Here is a 23,780-nt window from a genome sequence, read left to right as displayed (position 1 = left end):
TCGGCCCAATTAAGTAGGTGAGTATAAATATAATAACCAGATAGTAACCAGATCCCCGACTTCTGATGATAAGTCGGGGATCTATCTCCTGAGCGTTTTATGTTTAATTAGGTTCACCTACTTACTAGAATTCAATTCTCAGGAAGCAAGAAAAACTAGCTTAATATTTCGACACATGACTACCACTATCAAAGCATCTTTCCCTTAACAAAACTTTATATATACTAATCAAAAGGTATATTTGTCGAAGATATTTGAACATGAAAACTTTACACAAGTTTACGTGTATTTATCAACCCTATAACCAAAATTTCAGAGTTAAAAATAAGTTAGCAATCCCGTAATCATTCGTTTTAGAAAAGCATCTTCCATCCATGACAACAAAACTATTGAACACTCTAGCTGCTGCTACAACTTTGGCAGGAATTGTTGCAACTTGTGGAGCGGCTAATGCAGCTTCTCTCTCGTATACTAGTGCCAGTAATTATGATTTGACAGATATCATTGATGCACCTCTGAGCATTCAAAAATTTGATTCATCTCTAGGCACACTCCAAGGTGTAACAATAGAATTTACTGGGGACATACTTGGAAATGCAGGTTTTGAAAATAGGAGTAAAACCCCCACTCAGGCGACAGTAAATCTTGCCAGTCAACTGAGCTTACAACTAAATAATCAGTCTCTGTTTGCGCTCAATCCAGAAGGGATCTCCAGTTACAAAGTTGCTAAATTTGACGGAATCACTGATTATGGTGGCACTTCTGGAAAGACTGTTTCTAACTTAACTGCCACACAATCTGCTACCCAGTCTTTCACTAATACCCAATTCTTGCAGTCTTTCATTGGTAATGGCAACATAGACTTTTTATTCTCAGCTATAGCCAACTCAGTAGTTATGGGATCAGGCAACATGAACTCCTATGTTGATACATTTGCCAAAGCAGGGATCAAAGTAACTTATAACTACGATAATGTGAAATCAGTACCTGAACCTTCTAGCACACTTGGAATTGGTTTAATTGCTGGGCTTTGCCTGTTGTCACAACGCAAAAAAAGCTGGTTAAAGATGTCTAATTCATAGACTTTTTTAAATAGGTAGGTTTTTCCCATCCCATCTATCGGTTAGGCTATCTAATTTAAATGAAAAACCCGATTTTTGAAAAAATCGGGGTTTTTTGTTGGGAGTATTAGTCAGAATTTTTAACAATTTAATTGTGTGAGTCAGCATCCTCACGGTAGGGAAATTGGGTTCTCTAGTCAACCCAATTTTTTCTACTACTGCTCACTGGTTGCTAGAGCCTGTTAACCTTTTACTGGAACTTAAAATCTAGGAAATTATGCAGAAAGCATCTGCTACACATTTGGCATCTACAGATAATCAGGCTGCTGCAAAAGATATTAAACTACTAGTTTTGGATATAGATGGCACGATCGCTGGACACTCCAACACCATCAGCGAACCTGTAAAGCAAGCTATTATTGCAGCGCAAGCAAGAGGAATTCAAGTGGCGATCGCTACAGGTCGAATGTATCGTTCAGCTTTGCGCTTTCACCAAGATATTGGTTCTATCTTGCCATTAATGGCCTATCAAGGAGCCTGGATTCAAGACCCGATCACCCAAAAACTTCATCGCCATTGGGCTGTTTCCAGGGAAATCGCCCACCAGCTAATCGACTATTTTGAACAGCCTGAGTTGCGATCGCTCCTATCTGTCCACTTTTATATCAATGATCAGCTATACGTCCGTGAGTTAACTAGAGAAACCCAAATTTATGCAGAACGTTCTGGTGTTATCGCCATTCCTGTAGGTGATTTGCGTCAAACCTTAACAACTGAACCGACAAAAATTCTCGCTTTGTGTGATGACACAGATGTGATCGACAATCTATTGGGGAATTTGCGCCGCCAATATACGCCTGCTGAACTTTATCTCACAAAATCTGTTGCTACCTTTTTTGAAGCAACTAACGCCTCTGTGAATAAGGGAACTGCTGTGCGTTACCTAGCCGAAGAGTTGCTGGGATTACAGCTAGCCAACGTTATGGCTATTGGCGATAACTTCAATGATCTGGAAATGCTGGAGTATGTTGGACTTGGTGTAGCTATGGGCAACGCACCAGCAGGAGTGCAAGCGATCGCGCAGTGGGTAGCTCCTAGTGTAGAGGAAGACGGAGCAGCAGTAGCAATTGAAAAGTTTTTGCTGTAATGAGGACACGTTTTCAAACTTAACCCATATAAATCAGAAAGGACACCGACGACTGGCCGTGTTTCGTCTCGGTGCCCTAGCTGGTTCGCTCCTCACACACCTGCTAATGTAGCCGAGGTGGTGCATTGAGTCAATAGCTATTATAAAAGTTTTTATTTTCTGCCTAAGCGACATTACCGATTTATAACTCCAAAGGCGCAAAAACCCCCAGGTTTTCCTCTAGCACATATCTTAATACTGACTGAGTAGCCATCAGTAATCCAAGTCTGGCTTGGGCTACCTCTGGGGAAGTAATTTTCACCTCACCCCAAATCCGGCAATTAGACCAGAACTTCTCAAAAGCTTGGCTCAAATTCAGCGCTACTTTTTCCCATTTCACAGAACCGCTAATATCAGGGCACTCTATGTTGTCTACCACTTGTATTAACTCGCCAATGAGACGACGCTCATCTGGGTGATTTAGTCGCAGTGTTCCATCACAGTTGAGCCAAGGTATGGGGTTCGGAGCAATAACGCTCCAAAAAGCTGGACTAGTATTTGGAACTGGTTCTGTAAGCTTAATCAATCCCTCTCGGTGAGCCAGCAACACTAGCGAACAGCAACGTGCATGGGCGTATTGAACAGCAAACAACGAATTGGGCACTTGTACTGAGCGAAGCCGAAGTATTGGGCATTGGGAATCAATTGTCCCCTCATCTCCATCTCCCCTTGCTCCCTCTGCTCCCTGCCCTCTGCCTCCTGCTCCCCCTGAACTCCCAACTGCAAGACTTTGTAACCAAGTCGCTAACGTGGAGTGAGTCAATTCAAAATGTATCCAACTAGGGGGAACTATTTGGACGCTAAAAACGTCGCCACAGATCCCTGAAATATCTGAGGCGATCGCACTGGCAAGCTCCATAGCTTTTCGATTCTGAGATTTTGACAGATGTAAAGCCACACCTGAGATATACAAAACTCTACTATCATCTCTATCTTTATATAGAGTAATTTTTTCATCTTTTATGCATACGTTTTCTATTTTCTGGGTATTAATGCTTAGTGATTTTATTAAATAACCGTATACTAGCTGTTTTGTTGACTTATATTTGCTAACTAGTAATTTCTGATGCACGTAATTTTATTGAAATAATCATGTAAAATATATTTGTTAATTTTCCGTCATCTATCTTGCGAGATAAATTTAATCTAGATGAAGAAAAATGAGAGGAGGATAAAATTTGATGAATAATCGATGAATAGTAAGTAAACTTTACTACCATCATTGTACAGTAGGAAGTATAACAAAAGAGTAGAGAGTATTTTGCTTTCTATTCTTTGGATTGGCTGGCGCTGTTAGGCGTTAAGCCTGCCTCGCCAACACAAAGACACTCCTTGCACCTTTTGATCACGTCTTTGTCTTCAGCCGAACGCTCTTTGTTACCTATGCAATCTCCATCCTCCTTTTCTGAGGCATCACGGCCTTTTTTGACTTGGCAACGAATTCTTGACTGGGCTCAAGAACACTACCGCTGCCGTACCTTTAGCAAAGATGAGCGCATTCCAGCCCGGCCTGGATTGCTATATTTGGTGCAAAGGGGTGCGATCCGCATGGTAGGAACCGCCCAAGTTAGTGCGACTGCTAGTCAGCTAACGTCTCGACGAATTAACAGAACCCCAGAAGAAGCGTTCTTGGGTTTTGTGGGAGCGGGACAGCCATTTGAAATTGTTGCTCAGTCACCATTTACACTCCAGGCCTACGCCCATGTTGACCAAACTGCGGTGTTGTGGATGTACTGGCACGACTTAGACAACTGGCCTCACTTCCGTCGCGAAGTTATGGATGCCTTTAGGTATCAGCACCAGCGTAAGCTGCTGTGGCTGAGTGCCTTGGGACAACGCCGCACAATTGACCGACTCTTAGGATTTCTCACATTGTTAATTGAGGAATATGGAGAGCCAGCAATGAGCGACACTGATCCTGATGTGATTCGCGGCTATTGTCTGCCCTTTCCCCTCACCCATGCCCAAATTGGGAGCGCGATTGGTTCGACCCGTGTCACCGTCACCCGCTTGATGGGTAAGCTGCGTCAACGCGGCTTAATCCTCACCCAAGGGGATAATCTAATTTGCTTGCCAGCAGAATCGATTAATAGAGCTGGTTAAAGCAGAGTTCAGAGCGGCGATTTCCGCCACTCTGCCTGAGTGCGATGAGCTACGCCCCGCGGTCGGCGATCGCTCCTGTCAGCGAATTTTGACAAACCCAGCTTGGCTAATCAGTTCCTGTCCCTGTTCACTCAGCAGTAAGTTGGCGTAAGCGACACCTGCTTGCTGCTCAGTCTGACCATTCTGTTTGACCACCACAAACAGATTGCGAGTAATCGGGTATTTTCCTGATTGGAAAGCCTCAATGTTCAATTTGTTCCGTTTACCAGGACATTCAGACGGGAGGACAAATGTTTCTTGGTAGGGAGCAATATATTGCCCTTGCGTCCGCCCCAACGGCAAGGGTTTGATTGAGCATTGAGGAATCACCTCTGGGGCAGAAGCGTAGTAGATGCTACCAGGACTACCAGCCAATTTTTGCAAGGCTTGGGTGGTTGTGGAGATAAATTCCACATTGGAGCTGAAAGCTTGACCACCCAAGATGTCTTGGACAAAAAGTTCGACTGTACCGCCATCAGCAATGCGGCGGGAATAGGGCTTAACTGGAATATTGGGGCCGCCCACCTGGCTCCAATTATTGATTTTGCCTGTGTAAATTGACTTTAACTGGTCTATCGTTATTCCTGGGATGTTGAGACTGGGGTTAACTGCGACTGCCAAACCATCAATTGCCACAGGAATTTGTTTCAAACTGAACCCACGCTGCTGGGCACGGCTTAACTCCTGATCTAGAACTGGTCGGGAGGACTGGGCAAAAGCTAATTGACCGTCTATCAGCGACTGGATGCCAGTACCGGAACCAGGAGATGCATTGCTGGGTTCTACATAACGCAGCCGAAACTCTGGTCGCGCCGCTTGAATTCCTGGATCAACTACTAGTCGAATCGGTGCCCAAGATGTACTGCCTCCGTAATTGAATAATCCTGTAGGAACAGCCTGTACTGAGGTGAAAGTATTGCCACTAGGTTGTTGTGATCCGGCTTGGGGCGTTTTGTTGCTACCAGAATTAATTGTATTTAGCTCAACACCAGACTTTCTACTAAACCACCAAAAACCGCCAGCTATTAGCCCGGCCGTGATTAGGATGGATAAGACAAGAATAGGTATTTCATTTTTTTGGGACATAGTAAATTACCCCCGCGTCCATTCAATACAAGTGCTTAACTTGATAGGTGCTTATTACTTGAGATTGTATTTGGAGAACGGGTGTTTTATTAACGAATCCTGATAAATCCCCACTTCTGACTACTTTAGAAGCCAAGGTATAATAAATTTCCTCATCAATACCTTCGCCAAAAACTTTATCTGACACCTCTATGCTTAGTTGAAATTACTCAAGGAACGGGCTTAAAAGAAGTCCACCTCGGAGATGGTTCGCATTTAATCCGCGATCGAGCCGGAGTAGGGAGCCTTTCCCCAGATGGCGATCAAAGATATCACCATAGTTACCTACAGATTTGAGAACGCGGAGTTGCCACTCCTGATCCAAACCGAGTTCTGGTGCGGAAATCGGCATCGCCCCAGCACCGCCTGCATACCAGGGTGTTTCCGATCTTTCTGCGTTGATTAATGTATGCACTGTCCACGCGACGATCGCAGACCACTGAGCGTCCTCGGTTCCGGTTGCAGCAATCACCGGAAAGGTCGTCAGTGGCTCCGGGAGGATGCGGCTCGATAATCGGTTCACTCCAGGGTCGAGGCGGATCTTTGCAAGGGTCGTGATTTCACCAGCGATCGCGTGGCAATTTTGCACGTTGTATGTATCGATCATTTCCCCATCCTCAGAGAATGGCCGACGGAACCAGTTCTTGTGGAGCGCACCGAAGTAAGCTGTGAGGCTCCGCTCGACCGAACTGCCAATCATGAAGCAGATGCTTTCTTTGGCCAGGTCGCTGACGTGGTGTGCAGCCGAGGTGGACGCCACCATCACCGCATGGGATTCTACGAAGATAGTCGGCCCAGGCAGCAGTTTACCAGCCAACTTCTGCTCGTCAATCTCCGAACCTGTGAGAAAGTATACGTCGTCCTGCTGGTTACGCACAGCGTCGAAGTCCTTCGGCGTTTCGTACTGATGATATTCGATGCGGTCAGAAGATCCCAGGACGGCGGCGGCGATCGCCCGACAGACATCGACGTTGAGACCACTCCAGCTTCCTGGCTCGGTTTCAGTTGCCAGACCTGTCCGCTCGACGCTACCACAGCGAACCACATTGTGTTCCTTCACACGTTTGATCACGGAACCCGCCTGAGCGGTGGAAATCGAGCCGCAGACACCAAGTAGAGTCAGCAAGACTAAGACAAAGCGCATGAACTCTCCTCAGGGAATGTTGAAAAATGGGGATATTTGAAGATTACTGAGTAAAAAAGTGGGGAATCTCACTTCTTTACTCAGCACTCAGCACTCAGCACTCAACACTCAGCACTCAGCACTCAACACTCAACACTCAGCACTCAGCACTCAACACTCAGCACTTTAAGGGTTAGCCACTGGATAAGTGCTTGGTAGTGGGTTAAAGCCCTTGGGAATTTTGTTGACTATTCCCTGGCGCTTGTCCTCCGGCGTGATTCCGATCGCCCGGCAGCCTTGCCCACCGTAGTGCGGTAGTGTGTTCACAACGCTGTCTGGAATCTTCGCAAATGAGGCTGGCAGTGGCGGCGAGATGCCGAGTAGTCTCTTCGGATCGAAGCCCGACAACAGGCTGTCGGTGATTGGCGAATTGATGTCCCGTGGGCCGAGGTACTTCTGCTCAAATCCTGGCGGCCCGAACTTGTTGAACTCTGGGGAGTTACCAGCAGCGAGTGCCTGTGCCTCATCAGGCAGGCTGGCGAGGGCGGGCAAACCAAAGATCGTGTTGATCGTCTCGATCACCGAGTTATGATCGCCCTCAGCGTGGGAGACGGCGTGCGTCCGCGCATAGGGTGAGATTAGGATCAACGGCACACGTACACCACGGGAGAGCGGCAGCCCGTCAGGGCCATAGGACAAGATCCTCGGTGGCACATGGTCGTAGAAGCCATCGGACTCGTCGTAGGTAATGATGATAGCACTCTGCTGCCAAAGCTTTGGATTTGAGGCGATCGCGTTGATCACCCTGGCCGCCATCCCCTCACTGAGCTGGCGATCGCTGTAGCCCGGATGGTCGTCATCGCCCGACTTCGCTGCATTAATCGCGGCGATCTCATCCTCCGGCGTGTTGGGGTTTGTGATCGGCGGCTTCAAACCCTGCTGGTTCGTGTAGCCGCCACGCACGTAGAACACGCCGCCTTTGGGCAGGGTATCTTTGGCGATGTCGGTGAAGAAGTCACCAAGCCCCCGGAGGTTTTTGCTCACCTCCGGCGTGTTGGCGATATAGCCGAAATACTGTGCGCCGTTGTGATGGGTGACATAGGCATTGTGGGAAGCGATGCCGTTGGTATCCGTCGGCTCAAGATTGTAGCCTTCTTGATACCAGTGCCAATTCACAGGCTCAGTTCGGAGTTTCTGGATATAGGGGATATCTTGCTGGATATCGGCTAGATCGAATGAATGATTTCTGTTGCCAGCTAAAACTGACCGAATATTGCGCCCCTGGAAGGTGAGCGGTAGACTGGCGAAGGTCAGGTTCGAGGAAATATTGCCATCGGCGTAGCTCTCTTTCGGGCCAGCAGGTTGCTTGTTGTTCGTCGTTGTGTCGAACTGGGAGCCATAGAATGGCTGTGGGTCGTTGACCACGGGTACACCCTGCGTCGTGCCAGTGTGGCTGCCCACGCTGTAAGATTTGCCGCTCGCACCGTGCTTCACCCACTGCGTTTCACCCGACTGCCCCGCGATCATCGCCACCGCATTCGGGGTTGAGGGCGTGTCTTCGGTTGCAAAGATGTTGTCGAAGACCGTGAAGCGACTAGCCCACTTCCAGAAGAACGGAATGGTGTCGCAGTCGATGTGCGACATCACAAGGCGGGCAAACTGCTTGCCCTCAGCAATATTGGCGGCTCCACCCTTGGACGCGAAGCGTGTGTACTCGTCGTTGACGAACTGATCCATCTGTGGCTTGCCGTCCACAACATGGAGCTTGGTTGCCAGTCCGGTATGCGAGTGGTCAACACTGTCAACGGCGCTGGCGTTCTGTTCAGACCCGATCCGGAATGGCTGAACCGTGACAGTCTCGCCTTTAGCATCCGTATAGGTCTGGGTGAAGCCGGGCGTTTTCTTTGAGTCACGAGGCTTTTGTCCATCTGAGTAGAGTCCGTTAACACCGGGCAAGGTGCCATACTCGTTGTCGAAGGAGTGGTTCTCGTTAAAGATTACGAAGACATACTTGATCCGCTCGTGAACCAGTTTCGCGAGCAACTTCGGCGGCAGATTGGGTTCCTTGTGCGGATCATTTAAGTATCGCGTCACGTCTGGCGTTGCATCTGGCTGAGTTGTGACGGTTGAGTTTGCTGGTAATCCTTCGTGTGGAGAGGAATCCTCTGCGATCGCCGAGCCGAGAAACATGGACGGTAGTAGCAAGAATGTTAGAGCAAAATAGAACTTTGTAAATCGTTTCAAAACACATCTCCTTGGTAATTTATATCCAGGTAATATCAATATGCAAAATTCACAATTCGTAATTCATATACAGCAAGCGTTTGATTGATTTAAAATAATTATTTTGGTTACGCCGTACTTTATTGGTTCCGAAATTGACAAAAACTTAATCCCGTTGAGCCGAAGCAAAGTTATGCAGCTATTTAAGCTTTTTGCTTTCTTTTCAACCACAAACCGATAGTAGCAACAACTGCTATTCCAGCAAAATTTTGAGGTTCAGGAACAGGCTCACTATTAGCGAAAGTAACGGCAGTAATGCCCGAACTTTGGACACTTCCAAGGTCGCTGTTGTCCAAAAATTTCCCATCATTGGTACTACTCGTACCTGTGAAATTGCTATCAAAATCCAGTTCAAAACTGTACAAATTATTATTTTTATTTGTCAATAAACCTGCGTCTGAAAAAGCAAGGATGTTTTCTTGGATATAAGCTGTATTGCCAGCCAAACTGTTGGATAATGTTCGCAAAACAGTATTCTCATTAACTAAGTTGACAGTCCAACTTGTCAAATCTACAAAAGAACTAGAAGCGGGTAATTGATCCACATCTACTGTGTAAGTCCCATTAAAAGAACCATTTGCTAAATTCACAGGTAGCCCTACTGAACCATCAAGAGCCGCAGGAGCAAAATTTCCGGAAATATTAAATGTTTTCAAATTGACAGCCTGGGCAGGATCTGTACCAATAGCTGCAAGCATAGCGAAACCAAGCGTTGCAGTAGCAGTTGCTTGCGATAACCTTCTTAAAGGTGTTGCACTCAGCATAAGTTTGCTCTTAATATTTTTGTCCATAGTTTAGAGAAGTGCGCTTTTTGCACACCAAAAATAATGCCAAAGTGAAGACACTGCTATGGGTAGGCTTGAAGGTATAAAGAAAAATCCATAAGTCAGAAATGACTGCACCCATAATTTGATACAATCTCCATCGCCGCAAATTATTCTTGATTTTCCCCACAAGGGACAAAGTATTAAAGCAGTTGTCCATTAGCTCTCTGGATTCGGCAGTTACTTACTTGGGAAAACCTCAAGATTGCACTACCTAAGCAGCTGCTAAAAATCTCCACTTCTATATTTTGTTACCTGAAAATTAATAACAAGTTAAGGAATAGCAAAGTTTATTAAATAGTCATGGCAGTATTACTCCGATTTCTCACAAGTGAGAAAAAAGCATTCATCCAATCTGGATAGCAGATCAATACCTTCGCCAATTTTTTAGAACGCCCGCACAATGCGGGTTTCGGGATATAGGTTTAAAGCCCAATTCAAAAGCCTGAAACCATTACAATCCAAGGGATTGAGCTTTTTTGTCTCGCCCTAACCCTCTAATTTTGGCGAAGGTATTGCAGATACAGCAGTTTTCTTTTGCATGAAGGTTATCGCACTGGTTCAAAGTCATAACCAGTGCCAGAGCGAGAACCGGGAACGATTTTCACAAGTTGGACTGGCGCATTGCGATCGCCTGATGCTAAAAACCGAATTGTACCAGAAGCACCGATGGCAGAAAAGTCAGAGGAGGCTAGTGCTTGTTGGACTCCCGATCGTGTGGGATTGCGTTTTAATGCCTCAATCAGAGCGACAGTGGCATCATAGCTGAGGGCACTTCGCCAACTCACATCACCGCCCCATAACTGCCGAGATTTCTGGGGAAAATCTGACTTAGGATTGCTATCAATATGCCAGGGAACTGCCAATACCATCCCCGTAGCTTGTTCTCTGCCAATTTCTAAAGTTTTGACGGTGTAAACATCATCTCCCGCCAGCAAAATTAACCGCTTTTGGTTAATCTGAACTACTTGCAGCGCTTTATCCAGAGTTTCAGTGTTAGCAGCTAACATCAACACTTCTGCACCTTGCTTAGTTGCTTGTTCTCCACTTTTAGCCGCACTAAAATCCGCCTGGGACAAATCAAATTCGCTGGATACTTGTCCACCTTCTAGGGAAACAGATGAAACAAATTCAGACTTTAAAGACTGGCTATAGTTACTCTGAGAATTAAAGAAAACCACTGCATTTTTTTTATGCAAGGTTCTCACCATATAGTTGGCTAAACTTCTAGCAGCCATAAAATCACTGGGAACCGTGCGAAAAACGTAGTGGCTAAAGTTAGAAATTTTTACAGATGTGCTGGTAGGAGATATGGCTACAAGTTGTCCAGAAGTATAAATAGTACCTGCGGCTAAGGTGGAATCGCTAGTAGTGGAACCAACTACACCTAATACTTCTGAATTGCTGACTAGGTTGGAAGCGATTTGCTTGGCTATTTCTGGATTGTCGTCGTCATTAGCTATCCCTACCTTCAACGGCACTCCCTTGACTCCTCCAGAGCTATTAACTTGATTTTGGGCTTGGGCTATGCCACGTAAAATTTCTAAAGAAGCATTGGGGTCAGTGCCTATTGGTACAGAAGCCACAATGGTGTAGCTTTTAGAAGAGCCGATGCGGGCATTGTTAAGAAAGATTAATGCTTCTGGATCGTTACGGTTGAGTTTTAGGGCAGCTGTGAAATTAGCGATCGCTTTATCATAACTTTTAGCAGCGATCGCCTCTACTCCCTCTTTTTTAACTGGAGAAATGTCACCGGGAGTCAAAGTTTTTTCCCCAAAACTAATCCGGTTTTGTAGGGATAGATTGCTGCCTGGTTCCGAACCTGGAATGATGGTATTACCAATTTTGACCCCAGAGCCATTAGTAAACCACCACATACCACCGCCAACTATTCCAACTGTCAGCAACAGAGCCAAGGCTAAAATTGTGGTTTCATTCTTCTGTGACATGAACAAATTTGAATAAAATAAAAATGTTTATTATTTGATTATTTTGCTAAATTTAACCGCTTTGATCATTTAATTCTGACAAATCCAGCCTTTTCGATCAGCTCTTGACCTTGAGGTGTCAGCAGCCAATTTGCATAAGCAACGCCTGCTTGCTGATCTGTTTGACCATTCTGTTTAACAATTACAAATAAATTGCGGGTAATTGCATAGTCTCCACTACGAAACGCCTGACTATTCAGGTGATTACGTTTATTGGGACATTCAGATGGAGGTACAAAGGGTTCTTGGTAAGGAGGCACAAATTGACCGCTTGTGCGCCCTAGTGGCAAGGATTTAATCATACACTGGGGTACAACCTCTGGGGCAGAAGCATAGTAAATTCCACCAGGACTGGCAGCTACTTTTCGTACTGCTTCAGTGGTTGTGCCAACATAACTAACGTTGGCACCAAAATTTTCTTTATTTAAAATATTTTCGACAAAGAATTCCACTGTACCCCCAGCTTCTTTGGTGCGAGAGTAGACTGTAATTGGTAAATTTGGCCCACCCACCTGTTGCCAATTAGTAATTTTGCCCGTGTAGATGTCTTTGAGTTGGGCGACAGTTAAACCAGGGACATTGAGATTGAGGTTAACTGCGATCGCAATACCATCAATCGCCACTGGAATTTCTTTCAAACTAAATTCTTTTTGTTTAGCTTCTGTATTTTCTTCAGCTTTAACTGAGCGAGAAGATTGAGAAAAAGCTAGTTGATTATCTATCAACATCCGAATGCCAGTTCCAGATCCTGGTTGACCTGACGGTGGTTGAGTGTAGCGTAAAATAAATCGAGGGCACTGGCTTTGCAGTACAGAGTCTACGTCTTTACGGATAGGTGCCCAGGTTGTGCTACCACCATAGTTGAATGTCCCTTCAGGGAGGTTGGGCACGTCACATTTACTGAGAAACTGGTTTATGGGATTATCTGTGTTGCCAGTCCCCGAAGGTTTAGCAACAGTTCCATTTAGTTGCGCCCACCGTTCCATAAAAAACCATAAGCCACCAAAGATTAAGCCAATGGTGATGACAGCGGCTAAGAAAAGGCTAAGTGTTTCGTTTTTCTGAGACATAGGTGGCTGTTAGCACCAGGAGTTTTTAAAGTAACAGAGATAATAATTTATAAATAAGTCGAAATACGGCTGTTAGTGAAATGGCTACTAAGGCTGCTGCAACTGCTAAAACAACTACTGCCTGAATCCCAAGCCCCCCTTGTAAAAAGGGGAGAAAAAAAATAATCGCAAAACTAATTGTCGGAATAATTAATAAATCGAACTTTTCAATCCACCGCCTGGTTTGGGCAAAAATTAGTATACCTAAAATCACACATGCAACAGTGAAAGTAGCTATTGGTAATTTTACTAAACTGAAGAGGGCGATCACTATCAATGCCCCCTCAAACCCACTAAATGCCGCCCCACCTAATAATTCCACTGTAGAAAACGCTGGTTGAGTTGGTGGACGGCGGGGGACGACGGGACTAGAACCTTTGGCTGGTTGTGGCGGAAGTGTTACAGAAGGCGAATTAAGTTGTGTAGGGGCTTGAGCCGCCTGTGAGTTAAGTGCATCTAAAACCTCCTGGGCTGACTGGAAGCGCTGATTAGCAGCAGGTAGCAGCATCTTGTCTAAAATATCAGCAAGGCGAGGGTTGACACTGACTTGCGATCGCCATTTCCACTGGTTACTATAGGCATCAAATAGTTGAACTGCTTCCTGATTTGTCAACAAGGTAATAAGAGTTACAGCTAAAGCGTATAAGTCTGTAGATGGGAATACTTGACCTCCAGTCATCTGCTCAGGTGGTGCAAATCCCATAGAATAAATTCCTGTGGAAGAAGCAGCAGAACCAAGCGCAGCGTTTGTTACTTGCTTAACTGCGCCAAAATCTAGTAAAAAAAGTTTACCATCACGACGGCGCATGATGTTAGAGGGTTTGATGTCTCTGTGGATAATGCCTCTCTCATGGACAAACTTTAGCACCTTCAGGATTTCTTGCAGCACCTCCAACACTTGCTGTTCAGAGAATTTGCCATTTTGAACTAATTCTTCCTCTAAGTTTTGCCCATTAATGTATTCTTGTACCAAGTAAAAAAATTGGTCTTCCTGTCCTAGCTGCAAGCTCTTAACTATCACTGGAAAGAAGGCAAACAAGTCAGGAATTTGCTCGTGATCGTTACCAAGCTGTGCTAAAACTTCTGCTTCTCTCTCAAACATTATCTGTGCTTGTTGCAGTTGAGTTGAGGTTAAATTTCCTGCTGGTTGAAACTGCTTAACTACGCATTGACGCATTCCTGGTATTCGGCGATCGCGTGCCAAAAAGGCTGCTCCAAACCCCCCCCTTCCCAGCAGCTTCATGGGTACATATCGACCATCTAGCATCAGTGGCATACCACAGGTAGTACAGTACTTTTGCTGCGTTGTTTTCAGCGTCGTAATATCATCTAAATCGGCAAAATAGTTTTGTGGGCGTGGGCAACGTGGACGAGTACAGTAAACTTCCATTTTTCTGATTAGTCATTAGTCAAAATAATTCGTAATTGATAATTCGTAATTCGTAATTCATTCAGGTTACATAGAAACTAAATTTCTTTAAGAATAACAGGAACCTTTTTTTCCTGATGTCAAACCCCTAGCTTGCCTACGGCGCACGGTGCGAATAGCTATGAGGTAATAATTACGAATTACGTAGGCGTAGCCTTACAGTAGGGGATTACGAATTATTTGGTCATTGGTCATTTACAAAACAACAAAAAGCAAATGACAAAAAAAGAAGTATGAGCGCCGACTTCCGCCGATAGCGCAGCCTTTTCGAGTCCGCGTACTCCTGCAAAGAAGCAAGCCACGCCTTGGTCTCGTAGAGAGCGTCTAGTTCGCCTTCGCGTTCGCTGAAAGTGTATCCTTGGCGCAGCCTCTCCAAGAGTTGAGAAGGGTACAGAACTTCAAAGACTAATGACCAGATTTTAGACTTCGCCGGAGGAGTTGGAGGTCACTGCATCCAATGTAGTTACCACCATGCTTTTTTGTGCCAATGTTAACACATCTTGATTCCATCCTGGGTTTGCAAACTGGGGCAAAATTTCTTGACTAAAAGCTTCTGCGGCCTTGGATCTATACCGATTAGGATTAAAAATCAGCCACAGTGTCCGTTTGACGACGACGCCTTCAATGTTGGCACAGTGCAGAACACCCATTTGTAACTCTTTAGCGATCGCGCTAGTTGAGACAAAGGCAGCCCCCAAACCAGATTGCACAGCATTTTTAATTGCTTCAATGGAATTTAGTTCCATTTCAACTCTCAACCGCCTTGTATCAATCTCACAGCGTGCTAGCACTTGATCAATTACTTTGCGGATAGTCGATTGGGAATCTAGGGCAATGAATTGTAATTTATACAGGTCTTCTTTGTGGATTTTTTCAAGTTTGGCAAAGGGATGAAAGACAGGTAAAATCAGCGCTAGTTCATCTTCAGCGTAAGGAACAATTTCTAAAGATTCTGATAGTTCACCGGGAATTTCACCGCCAATAATCGCCAGATCAACTTGTCCGTTAGCGACACTCCACGCAGTTCGTCGGGTAGAGTGGACGTGTAATTGCACTGCCACATCTGGATATTTTTGTCGAAACATCCCGATCATCCTGGGCAAAAGATAAGTGCCAGTGGTTTGAGAAGCACCGACAATCAAAGTACCGCCTTGGAGATTTTGTAAATCCTCGATCGCCCGGCAGGTTTCCTGACACAGGCTGAGGATTTTTTCACCGTAGCTTAGAAGTAGATGGCCTGCTTCGGTTAATTGGGCGCGTCGTCCTCCCCGGTCGAATAAGGGGACATCTAGCTGCCGTTCGAGATTTTGAACTTGCAAGCTCACGGCAGGTTGGGAAACGTAAAGACTATCAGCGGCACGCTTGAAGCTTCCTTCTTGGGCGATCGCTTTTAAAATACGTAACTGATCTAAAGTGAAAGGAAGGTCAGACATAAGGCTCAACCCACAAACTTTTAAAGGAGCGGATGCACGCAACAAATTAGCTTTGGCAGCAATCAGCCAAACATGATTTGTTGCATATTAAACTTGAAGGCTTGACTCGAAAAAGACATTAGCACAACATCTTGACTAAAGTCTCCTTTTGAATACTTTGTGGTATTGGTTGTACTGAATTCAATTTTATTTAAATTACTTCATCCGTGTATATGCTGCTGATCTCTTGGTTGACACCTAGTCATTTTGTCATACTGGGGTTGCAAATAGTTTTTGCGATCGCTCACAGTGGAGGCGCTGCTTTGCGCCCTTGGTCAGAAAAATATATTGGCCCAAGGCTTTATCGCATTCTCTTTGCATTAGTCAGCCTACCGTTGGCTGTGATATTAATTATTTACTTTTTTGGGCACCGCTATGATGGTTTGCAACTTTGGCAGGTACAAGGGGTGCCAGGAGTGCGAGAATTTGTTTGGTTACTGTCAGCAATCTCATTTTTGTTTTTATATCCTGCTACCTTCAATCTACTAGAAGTTGCTGCTATTCAAAAGCCCCAAGTTCATCTTTACGAAACAGGAATTATTCGGATTACCCGTCATCCCCAGATGGTGGGACAAATAATTTGGTGTGTTGCCCATACTCTGTGGCTAGGTACTACCTTTACACTTGTGACTTCCATTGGATTGGTGTTGCATCACTTGTTTGGGGTTTGGCACGGGGATCGCCGTCTCTTGCATCGCTATGGGGAAGCTTTTGAAATTGCCAAACAGCGGACTTCAATTATTCCCTTTAAAGCAATTATTGACGGGCGTCAATCTCTCAAATGGCAGGAATTTCTCCGTCCTGCCTATTTGGGAGTTGCCATTTTTATCGCTTTGCTTTGGTGGTCGCACCCTCTGTTGCAGGAAGCAACTAGTAGGATAAGATGGGAAATTTAGGCGATCCCCACTGTCAGCATAAAATCCCAAATAGATGGAAATTTCAGCTTATCAATTGCCCCCAAATCAATGTAGGATAAATTCAAACATCTATTCAGTGGGGTGCGTTCAGTCAGCTTGAGATTTTATATTGGTAGTTGAAGTCCCGTTGTATTTCCTTGGGAGTAAGTGGCAAATTCAGTCAAATTCCCAGGTGGAGACGGCAATCAGGAGTTAAAGATCCAAAAAAGCCACCGTGAAAGTAGCGCTGGCTTTTTTGTCAGAGACACATCAACGCCCTCAATCTTTGCCTAATTATTCTGTGTCCTGAGATTTGGTTCCTGAAAGCATCTATCGGTAGTTACTGACTTGCCAATCTTCACTTCAGTACTGATAGGTAGTTTGATATAAAAACCTTATAATCCAAGAGGCGTCATGGTTTTGTCGGTTAGTGAGCAGACATTTACTCAAGAAGTTTTAGAATCTCCTATTCCTGTTTTAGTTAATTTTGAAGCACCTTGGTGTGGTTTGTGTCGGGTTATCCACCCACTGTTGTTGCAATTTCAAGCCCAATGCGGGGAAGAAATTAAATTGGTTGGGGTTAACGCCGATCAAAATTTTAAATTGTCTACTACTTATAGGCTAAAGTCACTGCCAACTTTACTATTGATTGAAAACGGCAATGTTCGGCATCGCTTAGAAAGCTTTCGCGGCAGAGAAGATTTACGTCTAGCTTTAGAACACATTAAAGCCAGCTACAGCAATTGCCCGAAAATCTACAAGAGTTCAAAAACAGTGGATTTAGAGTGTCGGTCAGCCTAAAGAGATTGCCCAGTCGTGAGTTTAATTATTACTCACGACTGGGCACTCACTACTCAGAGCTATTCTCGGCAAATCTAAAACCATGCTTAACACCCCACCCAAAGGTCATTGGGTGGGTTATTTTATCCTAAAGGGTGTGTGTCACAATTATTAACAGTTCCGACACGCTAATCAAGAATTCTAAAAGTAGGCGTCAGTGATGGAAGTAATCTATCAGTATGCCTGGCTGATTCCGGTGTTCCCTCTTTTTGGGGCAATGCTGGTCGGTCTAGGGTTAATCTCGTTGAATCAGGTGACAAACCGCCTACGGCAGCTTAACGCTGTGGTGATTATCTCCATGATGGCAGCAGCTATGGGGCTGTCGTTTGCCTTGTTGTGGAGTCAAATTCAAGGACACGCGCCTTATATCCGCACCTTTGAGTGGGCAGCAGCAGGTAATTTTCACCTGAGCATGGGCTACACTATTGACCACCTGACAGCCCTAATGCTGGTGATTGTCACAACGGTAGCCTGCTTAGTCATGGTTTACACCGATGGCTACATGGCTCACGATCCCGGTTATGTGAGGTTTTACGCCTATCTCAGTTTGTTTGGCTCCTCAATGTTAGGTCTGGTGGTCAGCCCCAACCTAGTACAGGTTTATATATTCTGGGAACTGGTCGGGATGTGTTCCTACTTGCTGGTCGGTTTTTGGTACGATCGCAAGTCAGCAGCCGATGCCGCTCAAAAAGCGTTTGTGACTAACCGCGTGGGCGACTTTGGTCTGTTACTCGGCATTTTGGGGCTGTTCTGGGCAACAGGCAGCTTTGATTTTAATATCATGGGCGATCGCCTCGCCCAACTCGTGCAATCAGGTTCTATCAGCAATTTTCTCGCTGTCCTGTTGGCGATTTTAGTTTTCTTGGGGCCAGTTGCTAAATCAGCCCAATTCCCCCTCCACGTCTGGCTACCAGATGCAATGGAAGGCCCCACCCCCATTTCTGCCTTAATTCACGCGGCAACGATGGTGGCGGCGGGTGTTTTCCTAATTGCCCGGATGTACCCAGTATTTGAACACGTCCCAGTTGCAATGAACGTCATTGCCTTTACTGGGGCGTTTACGGCGTTTTTGGGGGCAACCATTGCTATTACCCAAAACGACATCAAAAAGGGCTTGGCTTACTCCACCATTTCCCAACTTGGTTACATGGTGATGGCAATGGGAATAGGTTCCTACAGTGCTGGACTATTCCACTTGATGACCCACGCCTATTTCAAGGCGATGCTGTTTTTGGGTTCAGGTTCAGTAATTCACGGCATGGAAGGTGTCGTTGGTCACGACCCCGCCTTAGCGCAAGATATGCGGCTGATGGGCGGACTGCGAAAGTATATGCCCGTCACATCAATTACCTTTTTGATTGGTTGCTTGGCAATTTCTGGTATTCCCCCCTTTGCTGGCTTCTGGTCAAAAGATGAAATTCTGGGGAAGGCTTTTGAGGCTAACCCATTTCTCTGGTTGATTGGCTGGCTAACTGCCGGGATTACTGCTTTCTATATGTTTAGAATGTATTTCTCGACATTTGAAGGCGAATTCCGGGGTAATGACGAGAAAATCAAGCAAAAACTCAAGAAGGCTGCGGCGACAATTGTCCTGGAATTAGAGTCAGAAGAACTAGCCCCGAATTTTGGGCCTGGGGCGATGAAGAAAGGAGAATTGGCGGCAACTAGTGAGCATCATGACTCCCATGACTCCCACGGGCATCACAGCGACTCCCCCCATGAGTCGCCGTGGACAATGACGCTGCCGTTGGCACTGTTGGCTGTGCCTTCGATTTTGATTGGTTTGGTGGGAACTCCCTACGCCAATTATTTTGAAGAGTTTATCTTTCCTCCTAGCGAAACCCTCACCGAAGTTATAGAAAAAGCTTCCGAGTTCAATCCGACGGAATTCTACATCATGGCGGGTGCCTCAGTGGGAATTTCTTTGATTGCGATTACCTTAGCTTCGCTGATGTATTTGCGAGGTAAGATTGACCCGGCGGCGATCGCAGCTCAAATCCAACCACTTTACGAGTTATCCCTTAACAAGTGGTACTTTGATGACATTTACCATCGGGTTTTTGTCCTCGGCTTGCGTCGCCTAGCTAGACAAGTTATGGAAGTTGACTTCCGCGTTGTTGATGGTGCTGTTAACCTCACAGGCTTTTTCACCCTTGTTAGTGGTGAAGGTCTGAAGTACCTAGAAAATGGTCGCGCTCAATTCTATGCCTTGATTGTATTTGGGGCAGTTTTGGGCTTAGTGATTGTCTTTGGTGTTACCTGATTTTAATCGGGGTGGGCGAATGTCCGCCCCTAAGTTTTTTTAAGAGTCTAATTTAGACTCTTTTTTTTGACGGATAGTTCAGTAATTCGATAGTTTAGAAAAAGGCAGCGAATAGGCACATGACAAAGAAGAAATACATTTACTGGCAAGATGATGATATGTGGTTAGGTTATCTCGAAGAATATCCTGACTATTGGACTCAGGGTGAAACCGAAGAGGAACTAAAAGAAAATCTAGTCGATATTTATAGTGAATTAACAAGTGGAAATATCCAAAATATTCGTAGAGTTGCAGAACTTGAAGTTTCATGAAACGAAGAGATTTAATCAGTAAGCTTGAAGAGATGGGTTGTATCTTCGTTCGTCATGGTGGCAAACATGATTGGTATCAGAATCCAATAACAAAAATTTCTCAAGCTGTTCCCAGACATAGAGAAATAAAAGAGCAACTTGCAAAACATATTATTAAGATGCTTAGTGATGAAGCTGGCTAACACTAGGTTAGAGCCGACCTTTGAAAGCGGCTTTTTTAGGGTGAACTTTTGACTTGATTGGGAGTATCACAATTTCCTCTGCTGTCGCGCCTTGCTTAAAGACCGCAACCACAGTATCCAATGTCACGCTGGTTTTGCCCATAAGAATCATACCATCCTCATTTGCTTTCAGAGGATCAGTTTCAGCCACAATTGCCAGGGTCATAAGCATCTTCAAATTAGCTGCCTTGATAGTAGCAAATTCTCGTCTGTCTCAGAGGTTATGTTAGACCGGAGACTTTGATTATATCGATATCAACGCCAAGAGCAAAACAGTACGATTTCGATTATAAAATCCACAAGCTTGCCCAATTCACTTGAACTGGTTTGCACTGTCGTTTCCATGTCACCAGTACTCAATATTTGTGCAACAGGCTTTCCCGTATTGCGCTGCCAAACTTCTCCCCAATAACCATCATTACAATCAGCGTCACCTCCATTGACAACCATTCGTAATTTCATTGTCAATTTATCTGAAGTAATAATATCAAAATCTACCCAGTAATACTGTCCAATCTTATCGAAATACTTTGATGGATGCTCTCTATAATAAAACCTAGCATTTTCTCTATGATGATCAGGTATGTTTGGACATTCTAAGTATTCTGCCGTACTACATTTTCCTAGAATTGAAACTGACCGAATTGAAAGGATAATTTCATCGAATGTATCCATCCAAGTGTGTGCCTCTCTTAGTTTGGCGAGCGATTCTCCCTCTAGTGGATGTTTATTTTTAACAGGCGACAACTTATTAATGCAAGTAGGCCATTTAACTTGCCTATCTTCTTTACTATACAGAATCCACTTCTTCGTCATAGCAATTGCTCTTTAAGGATTTTCAGGATCAAAAAAAACTACTAAATATTTAAAATATGGAATTTTATTACAAGTGTTAAATAAAAGAGCGATCGCGTTATGAAAAAAAGCTCTCATAATCGTCATGACTACCTATCCATAACCATGTAACTGTGTCACCCTCCGAAACCCCAATTGCTCGATAATTGCGAGTTATTCTGACAGACCAAATATTGTCATCGTTATTTATACATTTGAAATGCAAAGACGGATGAAAAGGATTTTCTCTCCATAAGTGATAAGCTTTTCTTGCACTCTGTCTAACTTGCTTGTCAAGGGACTGATATTTATCCCAAAAACAAGGAAGGGTTGCAGATTTCATAAATTTTCATAGTTCATTGGTTTTGCAAGTCCTTCTGCAATCTCTCTTTTAGCGGATTGGGCAGATGCAATCAGTTGTTGTTGAGTTTTCTTAAATGATTTATCCCATTTCAATTCATCTTGCAAATCTTCTAGGTACTCTCGGAGATGTTCTGCAACTCTTTCTTGCACATCTTCAGATAAAGATTCCATCATCTTAATTACAGTAGCGATCGCTGGAGATGACATAATAGAATTTCCTTTATCAACTTTCCCTGTCTATTTTACTAAAAAACTCAATCAAATCGCCTACTGTAGTCCCAAAGCTCTAAAGCGGGGAAAATGGCTTTCAATTTGTGCGATTATTATTATGGTTAGTTCTCCTGTCAGGCTTTTCTCAACAACCACCAAACAGCATCGTGTATTTTGAGCGATGGGTTGGGCTACGCGTAGAGGCGGAGCGGCTTGTCGTAGACATCGCATCACTAAAATTCTAGTTTAGCGGCTTTTTTAGGGTAAACTTTTGACTTGACTGGGAGTATCCCAACCCACATTCCGCACCCCCAAGTGTCAAAAGAGACTCCCAAGAGAAAAAATCGGGGATTGCCAATTTAATTAAATCAACCTAACGAGGAAGACTAAATCCCCAAAAAGCTGTTAGTTAATAACTAGTGACTTTTTGCCAAACATGATTTTGATAGCAGATGAATTGTGATGAATACAGCTAATTTTCCGTGGCTGACGACGATTATTCTGTTGCCGATAGCCGCCTCACTACTGATTCCCATCATCCCGGATAAAGAAGGCAAAACAGTGCGCTGGTACTCCCTGATCGTAGGGCTGATAGATTTTGCACTAATTGTTTATGCTTTTTATACTAGGTATGATTTCTCCAATCCAGATTTGCAGTTGGTGGAGAGTTACCCCTGGGTACCCCAACTAGATTTGAATTGGTCAGTAGGGGCAGATGGCTTGTCTATGCCCCTAATTATTTTGACTGGATTCATTACCACGCTGGCGATTTTAGCAGCTTGGCCTGTTACCTTCAAGCCCAAGCTATTTTACTTCTTGATTTTGGCGATGTATGGCGGTCAGATTGCCGTGTTCGCCGTCCAGGATATGCTGTTATTTTTCCTGGTGTGGGAACTGGAACTGGTGCCGATATACTTCCTGCTGTCGATTTGGGGAGGCAAAAGGCGGCAATATGCAGCGACCAAATTCATTTTATACACTGCTGGCGGGTCACTGTTTATTTTGCTGTCTGCCCTGACAATGGGATTTTACGGCGATACGGTGACGTTCGACATGCGATCGCTCGCCTTAAAAGACTTCGCCCTCAATTTCCAGCTTGCCCTCTATGCTGGCTTCCTGATTGCCTACGCCGTCAAGTTGCCGATTATTCCCTTGCACACCTGGCTACCTGATGCCCACGGTGAAGCTACAGCCCCTGTACACATGTTATTAGCAGGTATTCTGCTGAAAATGGGCGGTTACGCCTTAATTCGGATGAATGCCCAAATGCTCCCCGATGCCCACGCTTATTTTGCACCAGTGTTGGTGGTTTTGGGGGTAGTTAATATCATCTACGCTGCCCTGACATCCTTTGCCCAGCGCAACCTAAAGCGAAAAATTGCCTACTCCTCAATTTCGCACATGGGCTTTGTGATGATTGGTATTGCCTCCTTCACCGATTTGGGATTGAGTGGGGCAGTGTTGCAAATGGTTTCCCACGGGTTAATTGGGGCGAGTTTGTTCTTCCTGGTTGGCGCAACTTACGATCGCACACACACCCTGATGCTGGATGAAATGGGTGGTGTCGCTAAGAGAATGCCGAAGATTTTCGCCATGTTCACCACCTGTTCAATGGCTTCTTTGGCATTGCCAGGGATGAGCGGTTTTGTGGCAGAATTAATGGTATTTGTTGGCTTTGCTACTAGCGATGCTTATAGCTCTACCTTCAAAGTCATTGTGGTGTTTTTGATGGCAGTGGGAGTAATTTTAACTCCGATTTATCTGCTGTCGATGTTGCGAGAAATTTTCTACGGAGAAGAGAACAAGGAATTAGTTTCTCACCAAGCTTTGATAGATGCTGAACCCCGCGAAGTATTTATCATTGCCTGTTTGTTGATACCAATTATTGGTATTGGTTTTTATCCGAAGTTACTGACTCAGATGTATGACGCGACAACTGTACAATTGACGGCAAGATTGCGTGATTCCGTGCCGACATTAGCACAGCAAAAAGACGAAACACTAAAGGTTTCTTTGAGTGCGCCCCAAATCGCTAATTAAGTTGCGCTCGCTAGTTTAGTTTAAATATTGATTGCTTTGAGGGCGGGTTTTATACCTGCC

At 44.8% G+C, this 23,780-nt stretch carries 23 protein-coding genes; 9 read left to right on the top strand and 14 right to left on the bottom strand.

The features are described from left to right. Positions 1-374 precede the first annotated feature (374 nt). Positions 375-1,082 carry a PEP-CTERM sorting domain-containing protein gene (locus V7K30_RS29430; RefSeq protein WP_335005429.1) on the top strand — a complete coding sequence of 236 codons (708 nt, stop codon included), beginning with the start codon at positions 375-377 and terminating at the stop codon, positions 1,080-1,082. Between the two features lie 256 nt (positions 1,083-1,338). Next, entirely contained in the window at positions 1,339-2,208 is an 870-nt protein-coding gene (locus tag V7K30_RS29425) for a Cof-type HAD-IIB family hydrolase (RefSeq protein ID WP_335005428.1), read from the top strand. 181 nt (positions 2,209-2,389) lie between these two features. Here V7K30_RS29425 and V7K30_RS29420 read toward each other — a convergent pair whose 3' ends face one another. Next, positions 2,390-3,106 (bottom strand): DALR anticodon-binding domain-containing protein, encoded by a 717-nt coding sequence (locus V7K30_RS29420; RefSeq protein ID WP_335005426.1) that lies wholly within the window; start codon positions 3,104-3,106, stop codon positions 2,390-2,392. Positions 3,107-3,630: 524 nt separating this feature from the next. On the opposite strand from V7K30_RS29420, the gene V7K30_RS29415 reads away from it, so the two are divergent. Then, on the top strand, positions 3,631-4,350 hold the full coding sequence (locus V7K30_RS29415) for a Crp/Fnr family transcriptional regulator (RefSeq protein ID WP_012412419.1): 720 nt from the start codon (positions 3,631-3,633) through the stop codon (positions 4,348-4,350). 78 nt (positions 4,351-4,428) lie between these two features. On the opposite strand, the gene V7K30_RS29410 is transcribed toward V7K30_RS29415, so the two are convergent. From V7K30_RS29410 to V7K30_RS29370, 9 genes are all read right to left on the bottom strand, one after another. After that, positions 4,429-5,475: a PstS family phosphate ABC transporter substrate-binding protein gene (locus tag V7K30_RS29410; protein WP_335005424.1), complete on the bottom strand. Its 1,047-nt coding sequence runs from the start codon at positions 5,473-5,475 to the stop codon at positions 4,429-4,431. A 205-nt stretch (positions 5,476-5,680) separates the two neighbouring features. Further along, a complete protein-coding gene (locus V7K30_RS29405) occupies positions 5,681-6,658 on the bottom strand; it encodes a hypothetical protein (protein WP_335005422.1) in 978 nt (325 codons plus the stop codon). Positions 6,659-6,823: 165 nt separating this feature from the next. Continuing rightward, on the bottom strand, positions 6,824-8,881 hold the full coding sequence (locus V7K30_RS29400; protein WP_335005421.1) for a phospholipase C: 2,058 nt from the start codon (positions 8,879-8,881) through the stop codon (positions 6,824-6,826). Between the two features lie 182 nt (positions 8,882-9,063). Then, positions 9,064-9,711, bottom strand: a complete 648-nt coding sequence (locus V7K30_RS29395; RefSeq protein ID WP_335005419.1) for a PEP-CTERM sorting domain-containing protein — start codon at positions 9,709-9,711, stop codon at positions 9,064-9,066. Further along, positions 9,695-9,904, bottom strand: coding sequence for a hypothetical protein (locus tag V7K30_RS29390; RefSeq protein WP_335005417.1), 210 nt, complete (start codon positions 9,902-9,904; stop codon positions 9,695-9,697). The genes V7K30_RS29395 and V7K30_RS29390 overlap by 17 nt, the downstream gene beginning before the upstream one ends. 388 nt (positions 9,905-10,292) lie before the next feature. Then, positions 10,293-11,693, bottom strand: a complete 1,401-nt coding sequence (locus V7K30_RS29385) for an ABC transporter substrate-binding protein (RefSeq protein WP_335005415.1) — start codon at positions 11,691-11,693, stop codon at positions 10,293-10,295. A 65-nt stretch (positions 11,694-11,758) separates the two neighbouring features. Next, positions 11,759-12,802, bottom strand: coding sequence for a phosphate ABC transporter substrate-binding protein (locus V7K30_RS29380; RefSeq protein WP_335005413.1), 1,044 nt, complete (start codon positions 12,800-12,802; stop codon positions 11,759-11,761). A gap of 25 nt (positions 12,803-12,827) precedes the next feature. After that, on the bottom strand, positions 12,828-14,231 hold the full coding sequence (locus tag V7K30_RS29375; RefSeq protein ID WP_335005411.1) for a protein kinase domain-containing protein: 1,404 nt from the start codon (positions 14,229-14,231) through the stop codon (positions 12,828-12,830). Between the two features lie 458 nt (positions 14,232-14,689). Further along, positions 14,690-15,703 carry a LysR family transcriptional regulator gene (locus V7K30_RS29370; RefSeq protein ID WP_335005409.1) on the bottom strand — a complete coding sequence of 338 codons (1,014 nt, stop codon included), beginning with the start codon at positions 15,701-15,703 and terminating at the stop codon, positions 14,690-14,692. 212 nt (positions 15,704-15,915) lie between these two features. On the opposite strand from V7K30_RS29370, the gene V7K30_RS29365 reads away from it, so the two are divergent. The 5 genes from V7K30_RS29365 to V7K30_RS29345 all read left to right on the top strand — a co-directional run bounded on the left by V7K30_RS29365 (position 15,916) and on the right by V7K30_RS29345 (position 20,234). Beyond that, a complete protein-coding gene (locus tag V7K30_RS29365; RefSeq protein ID WP_335005407.1) occupies positions 15,916-16,638 on the top strand; it encodes an NnrU family protein in 723 nt (240 codons plus the stop codon). A gap of 414 nt (positions 16,639-17,052) precedes the next feature. Beyond that, the gene (locus V7K30_RS29360) at positions 17,053-17,439 is read left to right on the top strand and encodes a thioredoxin family protein (protein WP_335005405.1); all 387 of its coding nucleotides are present in this window, start codon (positions 17,053-17,055) and stop codon (positions 17,437-17,439) included. A 199-nt stretch (positions 17,440-17,638) separates the two neighbouring features. Further along, positions 17,639-19,741: an NAD(P)H-quinone oxidoreductase subunit 5 gene (locus tag V7K30_RS29355; RefSeq protein WP_335005404.1), complete on the top strand. Its 2,103-nt coding sequence runs from the start codon at positions 17,639-17,641 to the stop codon at positions 19,739-19,741. Positions 19,742-19,860: 119 nt separating this feature from the next. After that, positions 19,861-20,052, top strand: coding sequence for a type II toxin-antitoxin system HicB family antitoxin (locus V7K30_RS29350; protein ID WP_335005402.1), 192 nt, complete (start codon positions 19,861-19,863; stop codon positions 20,050-20,052). Beyond that, positions 20,049-20,234, top strand: a complete 186-nt coding sequence (locus V7K30_RS29345; RefSeq protein WP_193918417.1) for a type II toxin-antitoxin system HicA family toxin — start codon at positions 20,049-20,051, stop codon at positions 20,232-20,234. The genes V7K30_RS29350 and V7K30_RS29345 overlap by 4 nt, the downstream gene beginning before the upstream one ends. 7 nt (positions 20,235-20,241) lie before the next feature. Here V7K30_RS29345 and V7K30_RS29340 read toward each other — a convergent pair whose 3' ends face one another. The 4 genes from V7K30_RS29340 to V7K30_RS29330 all read right to left on the bottom strand — a co-directional run bounded on the left by V7K30_RS29340 (position 20,242) and on the right by V7K30_RS29330 (position 21,677). Then, complete coding sequence (locus tag V7K30_RS29340) at positions 20,242-20,439, bottom strand: hypothetical protein (protein ID WP_335005400.1); 198 nt, start codon at positions 20,437-20,439, stop codon at positions 20,242-20,244. An 89-nt stretch (positions 20,440-20,528) separates the two neighbouring features. Then, the gene (locus V7K30_RS29335) at positions 20,529-21,089 is read right to left on the bottom strand and encodes a hypothetical protein (protein WP_335005398.1); all 561 of its coding nucleotides are present in this window, start codon (positions 21,087-21,089) and stop codon (positions 20,529-20,531) included. 97 nt (positions 21,090-21,186) lie between these two features. Beyond that, a complete protein-coding gene (locus V7K30_RS34450) occupies positions 21,187-21,450 on the bottom strand; it encodes a ParE family toxin-like protein (RefSeq protein ID WP_442941118.1) in 264 nt (87 codons plus the stop codon). Beyond that, entirely contained in the window at positions 21,447-21,677 is a 231-nt protein-coding gene (locus V7K30_RS29330) for a hypothetical protein (RefSeq protein ID WP_335005396.1), read from the bottom strand. The genes V7K30_RS34450 and V7K30_RS29330 overlap by 4 nt, the downstream gene beginning before the upstream one ends. Before the next feature lie 465 nt (positions 21,678-22,142). On the opposite strand from V7K30_RS29330, the gene V7K30_RS29325 reads away from it, so the two are divergent. Next, positions 22,143-23,720 carry an NAD(P)H-quinone oxidoreductase subunit 4 gene (locus V7K30_RS29325; RefSeq protein WP_335005394.1) on the top strand — a complete coding sequence of 526 codons (1,578 nt, stop codon included), beginning with the start codon at positions 22,143-22,145 and terminating at the stop codon, positions 23,718-23,720. Positions 23,721-23,780: the final 60 nt, after the last annotated feature.

The organism is Nostoc sp. (genome assembly GCF_036917655.1).
In the GTDB taxonomy this organism is placed as follows: Bacteria; Cyanobacteriota; Cyanobacteriia; order Cyanobacteriales; family Nostocaceae; genus Nostoc.
This window is presented reverse-complemented; position numbering and strand designations above follow the sequence as displayed.